We start from the raw sequence: 18,733 nt of genomic DNA on the forward strand, positions 1-18,733 counted from the left end.
TGTTATTTAGCGACTTCTTTCTCCTCATGGTTTTGCCAAATCTTACGCACGAGCAGATAACAGCCGATTAGGATTAAAATTGCGATTGCGGCACCGATTAATCGCCTCATGTTGCCCTTGAAAATTGCATCCCCACCAAAAGCATATAGGAATGATGTCGGTGCCATTCCGACAGCTACCATTGCAAGATAGTGCTTTCGACTGACGTTTAGGCGAGCACCAGCATAGTTAACAAGTACGCTAGGAATAACGGGAATCATAAAGCCGATCGTTAGGGCAATCAGCGGATGTTTTTGTTGTAAAAGGTGCTGAAGGAGCTTGTTCTTTTTTACTCGTTTAGAAAGATCGATTTTCCGAATAATACTCATCACAGTACAGTTTCCGAGAATATTCCCAGACCAGTTAATTAAGAAACCGACGATTGGTCCATAACATAATCCGGCAAAGATACAGACAACAGAATTAGACATTCCTGGAATTGAATTTAGGATCCCGACTAGTGCAACAAGAAGAAAAATATCTGTAAAGCCATGACTTCTAATCATATGAAGGAGCTTTGTCCTATTGTGAGAATTAAAGTTTAAGAGCAAGTCAATCTCTGGCTTATATGTTCGGTAGATAAAGTAAAGGACGATTATCGCTAAGATGATTGCCCCAACAATTAGCCATGTTTTATTTAATTTACGCTCTTTCATAGTTAATGTTCCTCCTTTTGAAACGTGAGACCGGCTTTTTTAAATAGCGAAATGAGAGAATGGCGTAAAAGAGGATCATGAGCGTAAAGATAAGTTCCATAAACGCCACGCTTAAATAAAACATTCAGTGAGTTCATAATCATTCGTTTTTCTAAACTTTCAATCTCTGCTGGGTCAGTAAGGTCGTCTCGTTTTTTGAATGCTTCAATATCGGTATAGCGATTGAGATTAACTTGAAGCTGATGCGTTTGAGGAGTCTGACTGATGGGTGGGCCAATTATGATTCCCGTGTAATTCAAGTCAAACCCTTGGCAGGTATAGATTGAACCGACTTCATTAATTGTTTGCGGCAGTTCTGCCCAGGGGGTAACGGTATAATTATATTGATCCCAGGGCATTTTGAATCTGCCTTCTTCAATATAATGTTTGCCACCATCAAGAGTTGACGGATATCCTGACGTAGAAAGAATCCGCGAAAGCCCCACTTCCTCATTACGACGCACAATTGCCTTTCTCATTTCCTCAGCATCATCGTAAATGCGGAAATCATAATGATCACGGGCGGATGCTGGTAGCGGGGTTAATTTATAGTTAGTAAAGTCATTAAACCACTTAACTAATTCATTACTCGCATTCATCCGAAACATATGCGTAAGATGATAGTCTTTATGCGGATACTGATTAGTAATTGCCTGAAGTCGTTTAGGCGTCCAGAGACTCTTCATTCGTAAAACTTGATACTGGTCAAAAACGATCACAACCACTTTTGCCCGTTTAATAATTTCCACAAGCTGATTATCATGGTAGAAATTATTATAGTGATCCGGCTTGGATAATAAAAGATGGGCCTCATCAATAACGGCGATGTCAATAGTCTGCTTTTGCTTGTCCAGCTGGTTAATTAATGAAGTTGGCCGCGCAAAATCTTTTTTATATAGCTCCTTTATTGGTCCTGCAATCTCTTTATATACCTTCAAAATTTCCGGGTGGTTAACAAGAAAATAATTATTAGTATGATAAAGTGAAGAATTTTTCTGGGTACGAGCTTCTGTTTGAATTCGCGCAAACAATTGTGAAAGGATTACGCTTTTTCCAGTACCCGCATCCCCGTAGATTGTATATATTGCAGGATAATTTTCCGTTAAATGCTGCTTAGTAAATGCAATAATGTCATTTACAAGCATTTCTTGTTCTGGTGTCAGTTTTTTAAATGGTGAAATTTTGCTAGTTGCTGCGTTATCAATATTTTTCATGACTATTTCCTTTTTTACGAATTACTCTATTTAATGGTATCGAAATGCACTAATTTCGTCAATTTGAACCTGAGAGTAATTTACTCAATGCTTGTGAAAGTGTTAAAATAATAAGAGCAATAAATATTACTACATTGATTAAATGTAAAATTAAGAAGGAGTGGAATAGATGAATCTGCATCCTGATTACCTCTTAAATGAAGTTAATGAACCAAGTGATATTAAAGGGATGTCACTTGATGAATTAAAGCAATTAGCAACCGAAATGCGTCAATTAGTTTTAGAACGTGATGCCAAAATCGGTGGACATGTTGGCCCTAACCTTGGTGTAATGGAATTGACAATTGCTTTCCATTACGTTTTCGACTCACCGCATGATAAAGTTATTTGGGATGTTTCGCACCAAAGTTACGCCCATAAGATGCTGACCGGACGCAAATTAGGGTTCTTAGATCCTGATCATTATGAGGACATTACAGGATATACGTCGCCAGAAGAAAGTGCTCATGATTTCTTTGAGATCGGTCACACTTCAACTTCAATTTCACTTGCGGTAGGAATGGCACAAGCACGTGATTTGATGAAGCCACAATCACATAATAATATTATGGCAGTAATTGGGGATGGTTCCTTAAGTGGCGGATTAGCATTTGAAGGGTTAAATAATGCTGCAAAGCTTAAGTCAAACTTGATTATCCTAGTTAATGATAACCAGATGTCAATTGACGAAGATCAGGGTGGATTGTACAAGGGCCTCAAAGAGCTCCGCGATACTAACGGTCAGTCCCCGAACAACATTTTTAAGTTTATGGGGCTTGATTATAAGTACATTGCTGATGGTAATGACTTGCAGACGATGATCGATACATTCAAAGAAGTGAAAAATATTGATCATCCAATCGTCCTGCATGTTAATACGCTAAAGGGGAAGGGGTATAAGCCAGCTGTTGACAATAAAATGAAGTATCATTGGCGCGCTCCTTTTGACCTTAAGACAGGCGAGGATATTTATAAAACAAATGGTGAATCGTACAGTGATGCGGTCCTCGCAGAATTAGATAAACAGATTGCGGAAAATAAACCAGTTGTTGCTATCAATGCTGGTATTCCAGGAGTTTTTGATCTTGGTAAATTCAAGTCTAAACATCCGGACCGTTACTATGATGTTGGAATTGCTGAGCAAGATTCCATTACGACAGCGGTTGCAATGGCTCAGGCCGGTGCGCGTCCTGTTGTTTTCCAAAATAGTACTTTCCTTCAACGGGCATATGACCAGTTAATTCATGATATGGCATTAAATGATGCGCCTGTTGTAATGATTGTTCGTGGCGGCTCAATTTCTGAAAACTCTGCTACTCATCAGGGAACATTTGATATTTCAATGATTAGCGATTTACCAAATATTGAATATCTAGCACCAACAAATGTTGAAGAAATGATTTCAATGCTTCGTTGGGCAATCAACCAAACTGATGAACCGGTCGTCATTCGTCAACCAGAAAAACCACTTGTCCATGGTACGCCAACTCAAGAGGATTACAGTACAATTAAGTACGATATCGCTCATCGAGGAAGTGAAGTTGCAATTATGGCAGTCGGTGATTTCTGGGAGCTGGGAGAAAAGGTAAGAAAAGAGCTTCAAGATAAGTTGAACATTGATGCTACCTTGATTAATCCAAAGTCGGTAACCGGGATTGATTCAGATGTTTTGCATCATTTAGCGGAAAATCATGATGTCGTTGTAACATTAGAAGACGGAATCTTGAGTGGTGGCTTTGGTGAAACGATTGCTCGCTATTACGGACCCAAGAATATGAAAGTTTTAAACTTCGGAGCACCGCGTGAATTTGCGGATAATGTTCCTACAGATGTCTTATATGAATGGTATCACTTAACTCCTAAACAAATTGTGGATGACGTTGAACAAGTTATTCACTCATTGTAATAAAGAACTGTCATTACAAGCTTTTTTGTCTTGTGGGTGACAGTTTTTTTAGTTTAAAAATGCAAATAGCTTCTTTTTACGTATATATATTTATAGTGACCTAAAAAGGAGTTATTTAATATGAAATTTGAAAATAATGCTTACTCATTGCGCAACGCCTACTTATTAGGACTAGCAACGGCGACAACGATTTTGACAATCAATTTTACTAACCCTCCAGCATTAGCCGATAGTCAGGTTCTTCCGGCAAATTCACTTATTAGTAAATCAGATAAAGTCGAAACTGTCCCTGTAAAACGAGTAATCTTCTTTAACCTTTTAAGCGGTGTTCAGAAGGTGGAACAAGTGTCTTCTGCCTACCGTCAAGTATCAAATGATCCCAAGCAGCCTTCCGTTTGGATTGTTGAACCGTTTGAAGAGATTAAAATTCCAGAGCAAGCTGGCTTTGTTCCCTCAATTAGTGCACTTCCGACAATCACTAGAACGAATGATCTTTCTTGCTTTAAGCATCCCATCGATGTCTTTTATCATCCCCTTGACACAGATTCTCAATTAGATAAACCAGCAAAGCAAGAAAAACAAAATGAGAATTGCTTTACTCAAACAAGTATTGCTACAGAGGATCGGCAAAATAACACAGAATCTTATCAGGTAAAGAGTGAAGGGGTACAGAGCGATAGTACTGGCTTAGCAGACAAATCGACGAATACAATGGTGGTCGAAACTAAAGATGAAGCAATTCAAGAAGGCAATCAAGGAACTGACACAGGTACGGATCCGCTAGAAATAGGGCATAAAGATCAAGGTACTCAGGTTACGAGTGAGGTAGAAGAACAGGGAGTAGGAGAATCAATAATCGATATTAAAGATACAGCAGCCGGAGATAGTGACTATCGCTATCAAGACCAAAATTGGCAGACAGACGCCGTACCACAAGACGATGAAAGTACAATGACTGATTTCAATCACCCCAAGCTAATATCGACTGGAACAGGGGATGCTTTAGTGAGGGCAAATGAGCAGGCGACTCAGACCAACGATTATTCTGATGAAAAGCCTAAACAGGACACAAGAAGTACCCAGACGACAGTTGAGAAAAAAGAAGCGGGGACGCAAACAATGATTCCAACTGTTGAGAATAGCGAAAGCCAAACAAATTATATTGAAACAGGTGAAACTGCAACACAAACAAAGACAGAAGCGGTAGATGAAGAAGTTCAAACGGAAAATGGACTGTTGCAAGATCAAGAAATAGATAAGTCGAGAGAGAATTATCTTGAGCAAGAAAGTCAAACGGACCGAGTATTACAGGAAACTCGAGGAATACAAAGCAGTATTCCAGCGCAAGACGACAACCAACAAACGGATAATTTTAGTCAAGAAGCAGCGGTACAGATAGATCCTATTGAAACAAAAGAAGAAGGGACTGATCCGCTAATCGGTTATCAGGAAAGAGCTACTCAAGCAAAGTTAAAACAAGCAGGAAAAATTACCCCGCCAGAAGATAATCAAAATAATGAAATCAGTTTCAGGAGCCGTCCTCAGTCAACGATCCAAGAGATTAACGAGGAGTCAGCGGGAATTACGCTACTTGACGACAATAAACATGGTGATTTTCATCAGCGAATAAGAACAGCTAATGATAAATTGAAGGCTCTGAAGCATAAAAATAATAAACATCAGCAGGACAAGGGGATGCTTCCGCAAACAGGTAATAAAACTGATTCGTTAGCGACATTGCTTGGCCTGGGAATTACACTTTTGATTGCGGGGATGAGCTTATTTTCACTCAAGAAGATAAAAAGCAGGAAATAAAACAAGAAATTTGCTAAAAGTACTTGCATTCTTAATTTTCTAATAGTATTCTAATGTTATTGAAAAACAAATGGAGGAAATTAAAATGCAAGTTTATAATCGATCTATTATTCATCATCTAACCTCCACCTCAACCACAACAACATTCACCGTGGTTGAGTAGTTTTAATATATCTTAAATCTGTTAGCAAATGGCTATCCAAGATGTCTCAACCACTTATCAAAATTGACAAGGGTTGTTTAGGGACGTAATGGGTAGCTTTTTTATTTGAAATGAGGTTAGAATGATGGACAATCAAGAAAAGAAAGTAAAATTAAATCGTACGATGACACCTGGTCAAATGGAAATGATTGCAATCGGGGGAACAATCGGTAGTGGTCTTTTCATGGGGGCAACATCAACGATTAAATGGACAGGACCATCTGTGCTACTGGCGTATGCGTTTGTCGGTTTAGTTCTTTATGGTGTTATGCGTGCACTAGGAGAAATGATCTATATTAGTCCAGGCACCGGGTCTTTTGCGGATTATGGTTCAAAATACATCCATCCCTTAGCAGGATATTTAACAAAATGGAGTAATGTTTTCCAGTTTATTATTGTTGGTATTTCAGATATTATTGCAATGAGTCAATATTTAAATTATTGGTGGCCTAAATTACCAGACTGGATTTCTGGATTAGTAATGATCACTATCCTGACACTTGCTAATCTGGCTTCTGCTAAGGCTTATGGACGACTCGAATTTTGGTTTGCGATGATTAAGGTTGTTACAATTATCGTAATGATCATTTTAGGACTCTTAGTAATTGTTCTAGGGCTTGGAAATAACTGGCATCCGGTTGGTATTTCCAACTTATGGACACATGGTGGATTCTTTACTGGCGGATTTATGGGATTCATGTTCTCACTATCTGTTATCGCAGGTTCATACCAGGGAATTGAGTTACTTGGAATTACAGCCGGTGAAGCTGCTTCTCCACGTCACGCAATTGTTAAATCAGTGAAATCTGTTATTTGGCGGATCTTGATTTTCTACATCGGAGCAATTTTTGTTATCGTTTCAATTTATCCATGGGACGAATTAAAAGCAGTCGGTTCACCATTTGTTGAAACATTTACGAAGGTTGGTATTACTGGGGCAGCTGGAATTATTAACTTTGTTGTTTTAACCGCCGCTTTATCTGGTGCCAACTCAGGAATCTACAGTGCTAGTCGGATGTTATTTAAGCTTTCGGTCGATGGTGAAGTTCCTAAGGTATTTAGTAAGTTATCAAAACGGGTTGTTCCTAATGTAGCCATTCTAACAATTGCATTTTGGATCTTCCTTGGTTTTATTGTTAACATGCTGCTATCGATGTTTAATGCAGCCTCGGCAAATATCTTCGTGATCGTATATAGTTCAAGTGTTCTTCCCGGAATGGTTCCATGGTTTATTATCCTAATTTCGGAATTAAACTTCCGCCGCAATAATCCTGAAGAATTAACTGACCATCCATTTAAGATGCCGTTGTATCCAGCATATAATTACTTCAGTTTAATCGCATTAACCGTTATCTTGCTCTTTATGTTCTTCAATCCAGATACAAGAATTTCGGTTAGTGTTGGCGCAATCTTCTTAATTATTATGAGTATTATTTATAAACTAAGAACTCGCCGCCAAGATAAATTAGCATAAAAATATAAATGCTCTCAAAATAGATTGTTTTGGGAGTATTTTCTTTTGCTAAGGAAAATGATAGAATGTTTTTACGAACGTACGTTTAATTAGAAAGGTATTTATGAACATATGCGATTTCGATTTAATAAAAAAACAAAGTATCTAATTTTGGCATTAATAGCTCTTTTCGGTATTGGCAGTTTTACACAACAGCCAGAAAAGGGAAGTGCTTCTCCGCAAGGGATTCAACGACTTGTCTCCTGGCGGCATAATAGCAATAGTAACCGTTCATCAACACTGACGCCTCCTACGCAATCTCAGGCGACGAGCGTGCTCTCTGATGGTGTTCGTCAGCAATTAGGGACCTCCAATATAAAATGGAATGGATACGGTGCATTCATTCTTAATAACAATCAAACCAATTTGAATGCCAGCATTAATAACGCCCCATACGCTGTTAATCGTCGCGATTCTCGAGGACGCGCATGGCAGGGTGATGCATGGCTTAACCGGACAACACGCCAATATCGTAACCGTAATGAAACGGGGAATGGTGCTACTAATTGGAAACCGGTTGGATTTTTGCAGGCCCATAATTTAAAGGGTGGTATTTCTCATGCTTATGATCGTGGTCACCTGCTTGGTTATGCTCTTGTCGGCGGGATTCGCGGTTTTGATGCTTCTGAGTCTAATCCAGCAAATATTGCAACACAGACAGCCTGGGCAAATGAAGCACGTAGTAGTTCTTCGACTGGACAAAACTACTACGAAGGACTTGTTAGAAAGGCACTTGACCAAAATAAACAGGTGCGCTACCGAGTAACTGATATTTATGATGGCAATAATTTAGTTCCTTCCGGTGCTCATATTGAAGCAAAGTCAAAAGACGGGAGCTTACAATATAACGTTTTCGTGCCGAATGTACAGAGAAATATAAGCATTAATTATGCTACCGGGGCGGTAACGGCAATTGATAGATAAATAACTATTAATAAGCCATAAAAGAGGTTCTTCCTGATGTCCAGGAGGAGCTTTTTTAGTTAATCGCTCTATTGATAACTCAAAATATTTTAATGGTTACTTGCAAAATTAATGTAAATAACCGAAAATAAAGGAAGTTAATATTGTTTAGAAAAGGACTACGCTAATGACAGATTCAGATCTAAAAAAGATTCATATTGTTTTTAATGGTCAAGACACACCACCATTAAAAATTAGCCAGCTTTTTGATGCAAATAAGTTTAATCGTATGACAGCGGTAACGGGTAATATTACAGCTGATTTTATTAATCAGTACTTAAGTCGATTTATTAAAGTTGAAGTTGCCCTCAGTACTCCTGAAAATCATGAAGTCAAGACTGGCGAAGACGTAATTACGAAAGTTGCTTTAACTGATGCATTACTTGTAGCAGCGAATAAAAAGCCAGCTAAAATATTTGAAGCACTTACCAGTGATAACCAGGCAAATGTATTGAATAACCTTTTTCAGGTTGCTATTGCACCAACTCAGGCCATTCATTCGCGTTTTTACCTTTTGAGTAATTCTGAAACCCATGATACGCGGGTAATTCTGGGAAGTCTTAACCTAGATAATGATTCATTTGATAGTCAACGTAACCAATATGAAGAAATTCTGGTTTTTGATAACGATATCCGGCTATTTCAGAACTTAGACAGCCACTATAAGAATGATATTAAGCCAGTGTTGCGACCATTTTTTACAGAAAACCTCTTAAAGGCCGCACAGAATCAAATTGATGAGAGTCTTAAAGATAATAAGGGTGCTACAAATGCAGTTGTAATTCTTGATAATGAAGTAACCGACCAAATTGCCGCTGCTGATATGACTGACTTAATTAGTCATGATATTCAAAAACAAATCGATGAAAATAAAATTCCCGCTATGATTACAAAGGCTATGCGGGATATTACTACTAATCGATCTCAAGACAAAGAAGAAGCAGAGCGGCAAATTCAACAGCATGACACTATTTATACTTTACAAAAGACGGCAGTATCGCCACGTGCTGCTAAACCAAAATTAAAATCACGGGAAAAGATTTTTAAACAGGTTCAGGATGCGCTGATTAGTGGCATGACACCACAACAACGATCAGCAGAAAAGAAATATACAACCTTCTTGTACGATCGGCCAATGGAAAGAAACCTAGTTAACAATAACAGCGGACTTTATGTACCAAATGATACTGGTACTCACCCGATTCCATTTGGCAAGGTCGCAACTATTAGTCAAATTCGTGATGGCTTAAAGAGCATTGACGCGATTATGAAAGGCTACCAGCAATACGTTGTCGATTATAATGATGACTACGGCAAGCGGTTTTATGAGGCTATTTTATATAGTTTTACGGCACCATTTTTATGGGAAATTCGGGCTAAAGCTAGTCTAAATCCTGAAGATGGTAACGATATTCCTAATTTCTTGATTTTAGGTGCAACTGCTGGTTCAGGAAAGTCAACCTTATTGCGGATTATTAATCAGTTAACGTGGAATACTGACCGTTCTTTAATAGACTTTGGAACCATTTATCCAACTGAAACACCCCAGAAAAAGGCAAAGACAGTTGATGCAATTGAACATTACATGAAACTAGGTAGTTCATATCCGGTTTTAATGGACGAAATTGAACCGTATTTCTTCCAGCAGGACCAATATAGTCGGCACTTGGTTGTTGATACGATGAATGAATTAGTTAATAATCCGCATGCAATTGCACCATTAATCGGAACGACTAACTACGATTCAGGCTTCACCATGCTTCGTGAAACCGCTCGGCGAACTTATTACCTACAAATCGACAAGGTTATCGATGAACAGCAGAAGGGTGAGGCTAATAAATATATCTATAACGTACGTCAAACCTTAAATAATACATTGTTTAAGGATTTTGTAATGCGAATGGCAAGTTTATTAGAAGATGACGAAACTCCATGGCGGGCCTTTGATGAAAAGACTGGTAAACTAGATTTCTTAGCAAATACGCGAAAGCTCTTCCGTGACTATTACCAAATGGCTGATATGGAAATTCCGCCATATTTTGCTGATGAAATTTGTGATGATTTTAAGGAGAGTTCACGAAATCGTTGGGCAAAACTCTATTTAACGCAAGAGGAAGATTTCAAATATCGTCAACAAGATCATAGTTTGTTATTTGATATTTCAAAGCTTAATACTTTTAATGGATTTACAGCTGATAGTATTGAAAAGTATCGAAATGCGCTTCCAATTGAACTTTGTGTTGATGGGATTAATGGGAAACGTGGTAAATTTGTTGAAATAAAAGCAAACGAATTCTTTAAGTGGATCGGTGAACGTAATCCATATGCTGACGAAAAAGATATGGATAATAATGAAACAATAACCGCAAAGCCGGCTAAAAAATCTTCAGAATCCCTTGCAAGAGAACCAAAGAGAGGATTCTGGGCACGTCTATTTGGTTAATATTAAAAAGAAGGTCTAGGACGCAATTAAGCATTCAAGACCTTTTTATTTACTATTAACTTTAGCGGCTCTTCGTTTAGGCTGCCGTTTTAAGTTTTCAAGTCGATTTACCAATGGTTTCGCATATTTTACGTAAAGCGAATTGCTAAGGAGCCAGTTATGAAAACGCGGCGATACCTTAGTAATACACCATATTGTCAGCAGGAAAAAGGGCACTTGAGGAATTATCGGAAGTAGGACCCCAATTATCCCGCCAACAAATGAAATACTGCCTAATACGATCCACAGAAGCTTCATTCCTAGTTTTAAGAACATTAATAATTCCTCCTTCTTTCAACGTTAAAGTTATTATATATTCTATCATGCTAACACGGAAAAAGGTTGGGTAGTGTTTTAAGTTTTTGTTATATTTAGATTAAGGAGAGAAAAATGACATTTTATACAATTAGTTATTTATCAAATCATCAACATATGAATCAACTGTTTAATTACATTGCAATCCTTATTTTTGCGGTTTTAATTGGGGTAATGGTGCTCCTATATTTACGTCACCGTCTTATTACCCGCTACCGTGATTTAGGGATAATTTTCTTTTTATTATTGCTGCTCTTCATTGGTTTTCAGGTTACCGATATGGAAAAGAGTACGACCCAGCAATCGCAGACAACCCAAATGATTCCATTTATTAAAGCGGTTGCTCGTGATCATAATGTCTCACCACAAAAAGTAGTTGTTAATTCGACAACGTTAACAGATGGTATCCTTGTTCGGATAGAGGACCGCGATTACCGGGTTAACTTAAGCCAAACAGGGGATAACTATACTCTTACGCGGGCACACGTTGTTAATCACAAAGTCAATTTAATGAAGTAGGAGGGCAGCATGGATAACTATTCATTAATTATTATAAAGTTTGTCCTCGGTATGTTATGTTTAATTCTTCAGATTAACTTATTGGGGAAAGGAAATCTTGCACCTACTTCAGCTATTGACCAAGTACAAAATTATGTTCTAGGTGGTATCATTGGCGGAATTATTTATAACAGCGATATCTCAGTTCTCGAGTTTATAATGGTTCTTTTGATCTGGACTTTAATTGTCTTTGCTGTAAAGTTTGCTAAAGACCATAATGTTTGGATAAGGCGCCTAATCGATGGCCGACCACAAATATTGATCCAAAACGGCAAAGTATTAGTAGAAAACTGTATGCGGGCAGGAATTAGTGCAAATGACCTCATGTTCCGTCTTCGTGGCCATGGGATATATGAGGTTGCAAAAGTAAAAAGCGGAATTTTAGAACAAAATGGCCAGTTAGTAATTATTGAAAACGATGAAGCAAATGTTCGCTTTCCTTTGATTAACGATGGACAAATCAATATCGATGTGATGGAACTAATTCATCATGATGAGCAATGGGTATTTGAACAAATCCATAAAGCAGGTTACGATAGCGTTGACGACATATATCTTGGAGAATATATTAATGGTAAGTTAACCTTAATTCCATATCCTAAAGTTTAAAAATCTCCCTTTATAATTTTCAAGCGTATAATAGGATATAAATCGATATGATAAGAGATGATTTGATGAAAAAGTCGCTAAAAATCGTCGGAATTAGCTTAGGGAGTCTTATTCTTCTTGCTTTTGGCATTCAGGGATTCTTATTACAAGGAACTCCTGGTCAACGCTTGTCACCACGAAATTATCAAAGCAAAATAGAGTATTCTTCTATCCCCACTATCCTTATTCCTGGATGGGGCGGAAATACGACCACTTATAATAAAATGATCAAATATTATCAACAAAAGAATATTGCTCAAAAGGTGCTTACTATCTGGGTTGCACCAAATGGGCAGATTTGGACTGAGGGTAATTTTAATGGTCAAAAGAATGCATTGATTCAGGTTTTATTTGCCTGGAATTATAATGTTACTTATCATCCGCAAGTTAAGCAGCTGACGCTTGTTCTTGAATATCTCCAACAGCACTATCATATTCAAAAGATGAATGTGGTTGCTCATTCGTATGGAGGAACTGAATTTATCCATGCCTACATGGGGTCAAAATATCTTCAACACCACATTCGTTTAAATAAACTGGTTTTTCTTGGTGTTCCAGTAGAAGAAAGCTTAAACGACCAGCTGAGATATCGGTATCACTTAATTAGCAAGTCAACAGATAAGAATTTTCAGGAATTATTTTTGCAAATGAAAGAATGGCAATTAAATTATCCGATTAAAATTTATAATTTAATGGGAAGTGAAGAAGAGGATAAGAAAACTGATGGATCAGTTCCTCATATTCAATCGGAAATGTTAAAGTCATTAATTAAAACGCATTCGTCAATTGAATATCATCAAAAAATCTATCCTAAAACTACACACTTTCAATTACATCATCGAACAGTGATTATAAAACAAATCGCTAATATTCTGTGGGGGAAGAATTCAAATGAATAAAGAACATGGGCAAGTAACTGGTTTGATCTGGCGTGGCACATCTGAATTAACGACATACCAGCAATTAAAGGCTTATGCAGAAAATAACGGTCTTACGGTTTCAACGGCTGCTAAAAAGCTGATCCAACAGGCATTGATGAAAAAATAGTTGCTTAGTGTTGACAGTAATCAATCAATATTATATTATGATGACAACAAAATTAATAATTAATTAGAGAAAGATGAGTAATGCTTTGATGCTATTATAGAGAGTCAGGGTTGGTGAAAACTGATATAGCAGAGATTCATGAAGATGGTCTTGGGATTCTAATAGTATTGTGAGCTTATTAAGTGAGCAAACTACGCCTGACACCCGATAAAGTGTCTGAGTTTACCCTAACAAGGGTGTACTTATGAGGGTAGTTGTGTAAGCATCTACTAAATTTAAGGGTGGTACCACGTTAATGAACGTCCCTAGGAGCTAGTGTAGTTCCTAGGGATTTTTTATTACTTATTTTTATTGAGGAAGGAATTGATTAGTTATGACAGAACAGATTACAACACCTTACCGCTACGATATTGTTGGAAGTTTTCTCCGTCCTAGTAAATTAAAAAATGCACGTGCAAAGTTCAAAGCAGGAGAAATTGATTACGGTGCCCTAACAAAAGTTGAAGATCAATGTATTGCGGATTTAATTACTAAGGAAAAACAAATCGGTCTTCACGCGGTTACTGATGGTGAGTTTCGCCGTAGCTGGTGGCACCTCGATTTTCTATGGGGACTTAATGGAGTAGCAAAATATGATTATCAGCAAAGCTATAAGTTTCAAGGGGCAGAAACACGAACAGACAACGCTGAGCTAGGAGGTAAAGTCTCGTATAATCCTAATCATCCGTTTTTTGAAGCTTTTAAATTCACACAAGGGCAAGCTGGCGATGCTGTTATTGTTAAACAAACAATTCCGTCACCAACGATGCTTTTCCGTGACAATCGTTCTGATAATTGGGCTGACTATTATGACCAATGGGAAGACTATTTAACAGATTTAGCAACAGCGTATAACAAAACAATTCAACACTTTTATGACTTAGGTTGTCGTTATCTTCAAATCGATGATACAACATGGGCATTCTTGATAAGTAAACTTAATGCAAGCAAAGACAATCCGCAGGAACATCAAAAATACATTAAATTAGCTCAGGATGCGGTGACAGTAATTAATAAGGCCTTAGCAGGTTTGCCAGCCGACTTAACTGTTACTACTCATATTTGCCGTGGGAATTTTAAATCAACCTTTCTATTTTCTGGAGGATATGAGCCAATAGCTGAATATTTAGCACAACTAAATTATGATGGCTTCTTTCTTGAATATGATAATAATCGTTCGGGAGATTTTGCACCATTAGCTACTATTTGGAATAACCGTCCTAATGTTCGTATTGCCTTAGGCCTCGTCACTTCTAAAAGCGGTCAACTAGAAGATAAAGAGTCAATTATTGCACGAATTAATGAAGCGACTAAGTATGTTCCCTTAACGAATTTAGCAATCAGTCCGCAATGTGGTTTTGCTTCAACAGAGGAGGGAAATATCTTAACTGAAGAGCAGGAATGGCAAAAAATACGATTAATCAAAGAAATTGCAGAAGAAGTTTGGAAATAGCATCGGAAGAAGGGATTATAGATGAATATTGTACATTACCTGGATACAAATTTACTTAGCTTAGAAAAGCAACAGACGAATTCTAAGCTAAATAGTAATTGGTTAATCCGTCTATTTCATGATAGAATTTAAATGAACAAAAATTAAAGGGGAGTTCATTTAATGACAAATCAAAAGAGTAAGACTGTATATTTTTGCGCAGGATGGTTTACTGATAAGCAGAATAAGGCTTATGAGGACGCAATGAATGCAATCAAAACAAATCCAACAGTAGATGTTGAAAATTCATATGTGCCATTACAACATCAGTACAAAGGATTACGGGTCGACGAGCATCCTGAACTTTTACAAGATCGTGAATGGAGCACGGCAACCTATAATGGTGATCGAGTAGGAGTTTCAACTTCTGATATGCTATTGGCGGTATATATTCCAGAAGAAGAGGATGTCGGAATGGGCGTTGAATTAGGAATGGCACGCGCGCTTGGTAAGTATATTATGGTTGTTATCCCTGATGAAGATTTTGGTAAACCAATCAACTTAATGAGTTGGGGAATTGCCGATAACTTTATTAAAATGTCCGAACTTCCCCAATACGACTTCAATAAGCCATCCTATAATTTCTATGACGGCGGCGTATATTGATGAAAAAAGACCGGAAAATAATTCTCCGGTCTTTTTCTCAAACAATTAGTTTACATAATATTTCTAATGCCGTTAACTTAAAAATAACTGTTCAATTTCAGTTAATAAGCCATCATGATTATTATCATTAATAGTAACTTTATCAGCAACTTTAAGTAAATCACTAGTCGCATTCTTCATTGCAATCCCACATCCAGCTTCTGTCAACATCTCGATATCATTTGATGTATCACCAAATGCAACAACTTGTGCTAACGTTCCATTTAAGTATCTTTCAACTAATTCTTTTAGTCCGCGTGCTTTATTAACACCTGCAGGTAAGATATCAATTCCATATGCACCGCTATAGGTAGCTTGAATGGCACTACAGAAGCGATTCAGTTGTTTGACATAATCTTGAATTACTTCTTGTGATATTTTCTGTTTAGCCCAACCAATGTTCAAATTGTAAATGGGTTCATTAATTTCTTCTAGGCTAGTAAAATAAGTATGATGCGGATAATAAGGAACCGGAACATCTCGATATTGGTTTGCAATAATTGTCTGTGATCTTCCAGATAACGATAAAATATCAGGTTTTGGCAATTTTTCATTAATAAAAGATAGTACCTGCTGTAATGTCTTTTTAGAGTGAGTTTGATTATATATCGACTTTTGATCTATTACTATTCGACCACCATTTTCAGCAACAAATTCTTTTACAAGAGGGCAAGGGCGGAAAATAGTTGTCAATGCGTCATAACTGTTTCCGCTGGCAATAATAAAATGGTATCCTGCTTGCTGGAGAAGGGCGACATCCTTATTAAATCGTTTAATATCAAAATGATCATTATCATCTAGGAGGGTGCCGTCTATATCAACCGCAATAAAACCGTATTTCTTCATCAATATTCCTTTCTATTTTACAGGTGAAGCGGCTTTTTGACTGTCTTGCTGTTTAATCTGTTGCTTCAATTGTGAATTTTCTTTTTGGAGTTGATTGATTTTCTTTTGATACCTTTTTAGTTCATCTTTACTAATTCGTGATGATTGTAATTCTTTTAGTTCTTTAGTAGTTTTTAAATGACTAGAGAATGATAATAAGTAAATAGTCATTGCTCCAATTAGCAAACAGATAAAGATTAGTAATACTAATGGTGTTTTCACTCGTGCTCCAAAAAGGTTAACTACCACCGTTGCTGTATTAAGCAAGGCGAAAATAGCAATAATAATCAAAATAACGATTGAAGCAATAGTTGTTGATTGCTTTTTCAACTGAAGTTCCTCCTTATGCTTTTACCGTAATACATTCATTATATTAATTTAGGAACTAATGGTAAAGAAAGATAAGGGAAGGAGAGGCAATAGTTTTTGTCAAAATGTTACAAGATACGAACAGCTCCTTAGCCTGCTGGGGTTATAATTATCGGTGGGAAAATTTAACCCTGAGATATTGATGGCAAATTATACCAATCATTCGGAAAACCATACAATGTAATGATTGAGTTAATATCAATGGTGTTGATTTGTTTAGTTAGAATATGTCGGATTCGTTTTCTTATACTATTATTTAATTCAGCATATTCAGTTTTACTTAGAAAACATTGAAGGCTTAGAAAAGTAGTGTAAACACCTCTTCGTTCATCGGCGGGACTAATATTATACTTTTCGTCTAGAGCTGAAAAGTATAAAGAGTCTTCACGACATTTAAAATAAATTAAACGCTTATTATGTGCGCATATATTTCGAACCTCATGAATATTCGCAATTAACGATAACATTGTTTCAGGAGGAAATACGGTTTCAAAATCCGGAATGTTATCTCTTATGAATTTTGTTAAATCTCTAGCAATTTTATTTTGAATAGGCTTCTCTAATACTTTTAAAAGCGTTTGTAGTTCACCAAAATCTATAAAATCAACAAGGACCCAAATTGGTACATCATGGTAATGTTCAGCATAGTGGCTAATAGCATTATTATGATACCTTTTGTTCTTTTTAATGATCTGATTTAATTTGTTAACAATATATGCGATAAAAATACTTTTACTATGATCAAAAGAATCAACATCTAGGTATGCATATTTTTTGTTTGGATATGCTTCAGCAAATCGATATGCAAGTACTGATTTAATATGATGTTCTGCTAATAAAATTCCATGAAATAGTAAACGCTTTATTTCTTCATCAAAAAAGTAAAGATATTTGATTTCATTAAATTTAGTGCCAGGTAAGTAATCTTCTCTTCCTCTCAGAAAGGGCTTACTATATCCGTTAATTATGTTGTAATAATTATTAGTCAGTAGATAGTCTTTAACTTTATTGTCATCAGAAATATTAATCCCACGAGATTTTATAATTTCTAGTTGTTGCTCTAATAACTTAAATTCTTTTTCCACAAAAAGAAAAGCCTCCATTCTATAACGTAGAATGAAGGCTTTCTCCCGTAATAGCCCCCGTAGGGTAACTATCACTCTTCCATACCATCATTCTACTATAATTTAGCTCAATGTCAATAATTATTATTTCAAAGTAATTTCTATGTCGTTACTTCACTTGGACAGACATTATTTTTGATTACTTTCTATATAATGTTCAAATAAAATTAGTCTATTTAGTTTCAATAAATGTATTCATTTATTATAACAGATAGCGGGAGTACATTATGCAAACAAGTTGGAATTGTCTGAAGGGAAGGTAATACTTAATGCAAACATGATGATGATCTTTCTTATAGCAAAATAAGAGCTCCAGTAAAATGCCGTTATATCAGCGTTTTACTGGAGCTTATTTTTTATACGGTTTCTCAAAAATGCGTCCCCCGAGAGTCGAACTCGGATCATGAGGACCGAAATCTCATGTGCTATCCATTACACTAAGGACGCTTTATAATTTTATTTTAGCGCATTTATTGAAAAAATAAAGAGTTTTTGTCAATTTTCCTTAAAAATATAATGGTTAATGATATAAGATGTCATGCTATTAATGAATCAATAAAAACAAATTAGCTGAAATTGCTTTTAATATTGACGCTAACAGAATTTTAGCAAATAATTATCCATTTAGTCATCGTCTTAGTCATCGTCAGCAAAACTTAAATTAGCCAGATTACAAATATCGTTCTCAGACTAAAAAATATCAATTAATTAAAAATACAAAATTACAAGTTAAACAGGAACTT

Annotated in this window: 17 protein-coding genes and 1 tRNA gene; 11 read left to right on the forward strand and 7 right to left on the reverse strand. The window is 36.6% G+C overall.

The window, feature by feature from the left end:
• Positions 1 to 2: 2 nt before the first annotated feature.
• Both H5S41_RS05150 and H5S41_RS05155 read right to left on the reverse strand, forming a co-directional pair.
• Positions 3 to 695, reverse strand: a complete 693-nt coding sequence (locus H5S41_RS05150) for a TVP38/TMEM64 family protein (protein ID WP_182602585.1) — start codon at positions 693 to 695, stop codon at positions 3 to 5.
• A 2-nt stretch (positions 696 to 697) separates the two neighbouring features.
• A complete protein-coding gene (locus H5S41_RS05155; protein WP_182602586.1) occupies positions 698 to 1,948 on the reverse strand; it encodes a DUF2075 domain-containing protein in 1,251 nt (416 codons plus the stop codon).
• 169 nt (positions 1,949 to 2,117) lie between these two features.
• Between H5S41_RS05155 and H5S41_RS05160 the strand changes: the two genes are divergently transcribed.
• The 5 genes from H5S41_RS05160 (at position 2,118) to H5S41_RS05180 (ending at position 10,829) form a co-directional block, all read left to right on the forward strand.
• The gene (locus tag H5S41_RS05160) at positions 2,118 to 3,893 is read left to right on the forward strand and encodes a 1-deoxy-D-xylulose-5-phosphate synthase (RefSeq protein ID WP_182602587.1); all 1,776 of its coding nucleotides are present in this window, start codon (positions 2,118 to 2,120) and stop codon (positions 3,891 to 3,893) included.
• A gap of 120 nt (positions 3,894 to 4,013) precedes the next feature.
• On the forward strand, positions 4,014 to 5,708 hold the full coding sequence (locus tag H5S41_RS11955) for an LPXTG cell wall anchor domain-containing protein (RefSeq protein WP_231833032.1): 1,695 nt from the start codon (positions 4,014 to 4,016) through the stop codon (positions 5,706 to 5,708).
• A 284-nt stretch (positions 5,709 to 5,992) separates the two neighbouring features.
• Positions 5,993 to 7,384 (forward strand): amino acid permease, encoded by a 1,392-nt coding sequence (locus tag H5S41_RS05170; protein ID WP_153709581.1) that lies wholly within the window; start codon positions 5,993 to 5,995, stop codon positions 7,382 to 7,384.
• A 111-nt stretch (positions 7,385 to 7,495) separates the two neighbouring features.
• The gene (locus H5S41_RS05175; RefSeq protein WP_182602588.1) at positions 7,496 to 8,347 is read left to right on the forward strand and encodes a DNA/RNA non-specific endonuclease; all 852 of its coding nucleotides are present in this window, start codon (positions 7,496 to 7,498) and stop codon (positions 8,345 to 8,347) included.
• 166 nt (positions 8,348 to 8,513) lie between these two features.
• Positions 8,514 to 10,829 carry an Aq_aa27 family P-loop NTPase gene (locus tag H5S41_RS05180; RefSeq protein ID WP_182602589.1) on the forward strand — a complete coding sequence of 772 codons (2,316 nt, stop codon included), beginning with the start codon at positions 8,514 to 8,516 and terminating at the stop codon, positions 10,827 to 10,829.
• 45 nt (positions 10,830 to 10,874) lie between these two features.
• On the opposite strand, the gene H5S41_RS05185 is transcribed toward H5S41_RS05180, so the two are convergent.
• Complete coding sequence (locus H5S41_RS05185; protein ID WP_182602590.1) at positions 10,875 to 11,144, reverse strand: YbaN family protein; 270 nt, start codon at positions 11,142 to 11,144, stop codon at positions 10,875 to 10,877.
• Positions 11,145 to 11,258: 114 nt separating this feature from the next.
• On the opposite strand from H5S41_RS05185, the gene H5S41_RS05190 reads away from it, so the two are divergent.
• From H5S41_RS05190 to H5S41_RS05215, 6 genes are all read left to right on the forward strand, one after another.
• The gene (locus H5S41_RS05190) at positions 11,259 to 11,702 is read left to right on the forward strand and encodes a DUF3290 family protein (protein ID WP_163704010.1); all 444 of its coding nucleotides are present in this window, start codon (positions 11,259 to 11,261) and stop codon (positions 11,700 to 11,702) included.
• Between the two features lie 9 nt (positions 11,703 to 11,711).
• Entirely contained in the window at positions 11,712 to 12,350 is a 639-nt protein-coding gene (locus tag H5S41_RS05195; RefSeq protein WP_182602591.1) for a DUF421 domain-containing protein, read from the forward strand.
• A 65-nt stretch (positions 12,351 to 12,415) separates the two neighbouring features.
• Positions 12,416 to 13,288 carry an alpha/beta hydrolase gene (locus H5S41_RS05200; protein WP_182602628.1) on the forward strand — a complete coding sequence of 291 codons (873 nt, stop codon included), beginning with the start codon at positions 12,416 to 12,418 and terminating at the stop codon, positions 13,286 to 13,288.
• Positions 13,281 to 13,436, forward strand: a complete 156-nt coding sequence (locus H5S41_RS05205) for a hypothetical protein (protein ID WP_163704008.1) — start codon at positions 13,281 to 13,283, stop codon at positions 13,434 to 13,436. Before H5S41_RS05200 ends, H5S41_RS05205 begins: the two co-directional genes overlap by 8 nt.
• A gap of 373 nt (positions 13,437 to 13,809) precedes the next feature.
• On the forward strand, positions 13,810 to 14,928 hold the full coding sequence (locus H5S41_RS05210; protein WP_182602592.1) for a vitamin B12 independent methionine synthase: 1,119 nt from the start codon (positions 13,810 to 13,812) through the stop codon (positions 14,926 to 14,928).
• A 162-nt stretch (positions 14,929 to 15,090) separates the two neighbouring features.
• Positions 15,091 to 15,573, forward strand: coding sequence for a nucleoside 2-deoxyribosyltransferase (locus H5S41_RS05215; protein ID WP_153709574.1), 483 nt, complete (start codon positions 15,091 to 15,093; stop codon positions 15,571 to 15,573).
• 72 nt (positions 15,574 to 15,645) lie between these two features.
• On the opposite strand, the gene H5S41_RS05220 is transcribed toward H5S41_RS05215, so the two are convergent.
• The 4 genes from H5S41_RS05220 to H5S41_RS05235 form a co-directional block, all read right to left on the reverse strand.
• On the reverse strand, positions 15,646 to 16,458 hold the full coding sequence (locus H5S41_RS05220) for an HAD family hydrolase (RefSeq protein WP_182602593.1): 813 nt from the start codon (positions 16,456 to 16,458) through the stop codon (positions 15,646 to 15,648).
• 12 nt (positions 16,459 to 16,470) lie between these two features.
• A complete protein-coding gene (locus H5S41_RS05225; protein ID WP_182602594.1) occupies positions 16,471 to 16,827 on the reverse strand; it encodes a LapA family protein in 357 nt (118 codons plus the stop codon).
• Positions 16,828 to 16,991: 164 nt separating this feature from the next.
• A complete protein-coding gene (locus H5S41_RS05230) occupies positions 16,992 to 17,951 on the reverse strand; it encodes an Abi family protein (RefSeq protein ID WP_310740911.1) in 960 nt (319 codons plus the stop codon).
• 414 nt (positions 17,952 to 18,365) lie between these two features.
• Positions 18,366 to 18,437: transfer RNA gene (locus H5S41_RS05235), tRNA-Arg, on the reverse strand.
• Positions 18,438 to 18,733 lie beyond the last annotated feature (296 nt).

Origin of the sequence: Limosilactobacillus albertensis (genome assembly GCF_014145555.1) — a bacterium.
GTDB classification, from domain to species: domain Bacteria; phylum Bacillota; class Bacilli; order Lactobacillales; family Lactobacillaceae; genus Limosilactobacillus; species Limosilactobacillus albertensis.

Excerpts from the sequence above, each read along its gene's own strand:
- H5S41_RS05215 (WP_153709574.1), top strand. The coding sequence starts at position 15,091 with ATGACAAATCAAAAGAGTAAGACTGTATATTTTTGCGCAGGATGGTTT.
- H5S41_RS05150 (WP_182602585.1), bottom strand. The coding sequence starts at position 695 with ATGAAAGAGCGTAAATTAAATAAAACATGGCTAATTGTTGGGGCAATC.
- H5S41_RS05185 (WP_182602590.1), bottom strand. The coding sequence starts at position 11,144 with ATGTTCTTAAAACTAGGAATGAAGCTTCTGTGGATCGTATTAGGCAGT.
- H5S41_RS05195 (WP_182602591.1), top strand. The coding sequence starts at position 11,712 with ATGGATAACTATTCATTAATTATTATAAAGTTTGTCCTCGGTATGTTA.
- H5S41_RS11955 (WP_231833032.1), top strand. The coding sequence starts at position 4,014 with ATGAAATTTGAAAATAATGCTTACTCATTGCGCAACGCCTACTTATTA.
- H5S41_RS05175 (WP_182602588.1), top strand. The coding sequence starts at position 7,496 with ATGCGATTTCGATTTAATAAAAAAACAAAGTATCTAATTTTGGCATTA.
- H5S41_RS05160 (WP_182602587.1), top strand. The coding sequence starts at position 2,118 with ATGAATCTGCATCCTGATTACCTCTTAAATGAAGTTAATGAACCAAGT.
- H5S41_RS05190 (WP_163704010.1), top strand. The coding sequence starts at position 11,259 with ATGACATTTTATACAATTAGTTATTTATCAAATCATCAACATATGAAT.
- H5S41_RS05200 (WP_182602628.1), top strand. The coding sequence starts at position 12,416 with ATGAAAAAGTCGCTAAAAATCGTCGGAATTAGCTTAGGGAGTCTTATT.
- H5S41_RS05155 (WP_182602586.1), bottom strand. The coding sequence starts at position 1,948 with ATGAAAAATATTGATAACGCAGCAACTAGCAAAATTTCACCATTTAAA.
- H5S41_RS05170 (WP_153709581.1), top strand. The coding sequence starts at position 5,993 with ATGATGGACAATCAAGAAAAGAAAGTAAAATTAAATCGTACGATGACA.
- H5S41_RS05180 (WP_182602589.1), top strand. The coding sequence starts at position 8,514 with ATGACAGATTCAGATCTAAAAAAGATTCATATTGTTTTTAATGGTCAA.
- H5S41_RS05220 (WP_182602593.1), bottom strand. The coding sequence starts at position 16,458 with ATGAAGAAATACGGTTTTATTGCGGTTGATATAGACGGCACCCTCCTA.
- H5S41_RS05210 (WP_182602592.1), top strand. The coding sequence starts at position 13,810 with ATGACAGAACAGATTACAACACCTTACCGCTACGATATTGTTGGAAGT.
- H5S41_RS05205 (WP_163704008.1), top strand. The coding sequence starts at position 13,281 with ATGAATAAAGAACATGGGCAAGTAACTGGTTTGATCTGGCGTGGCACA.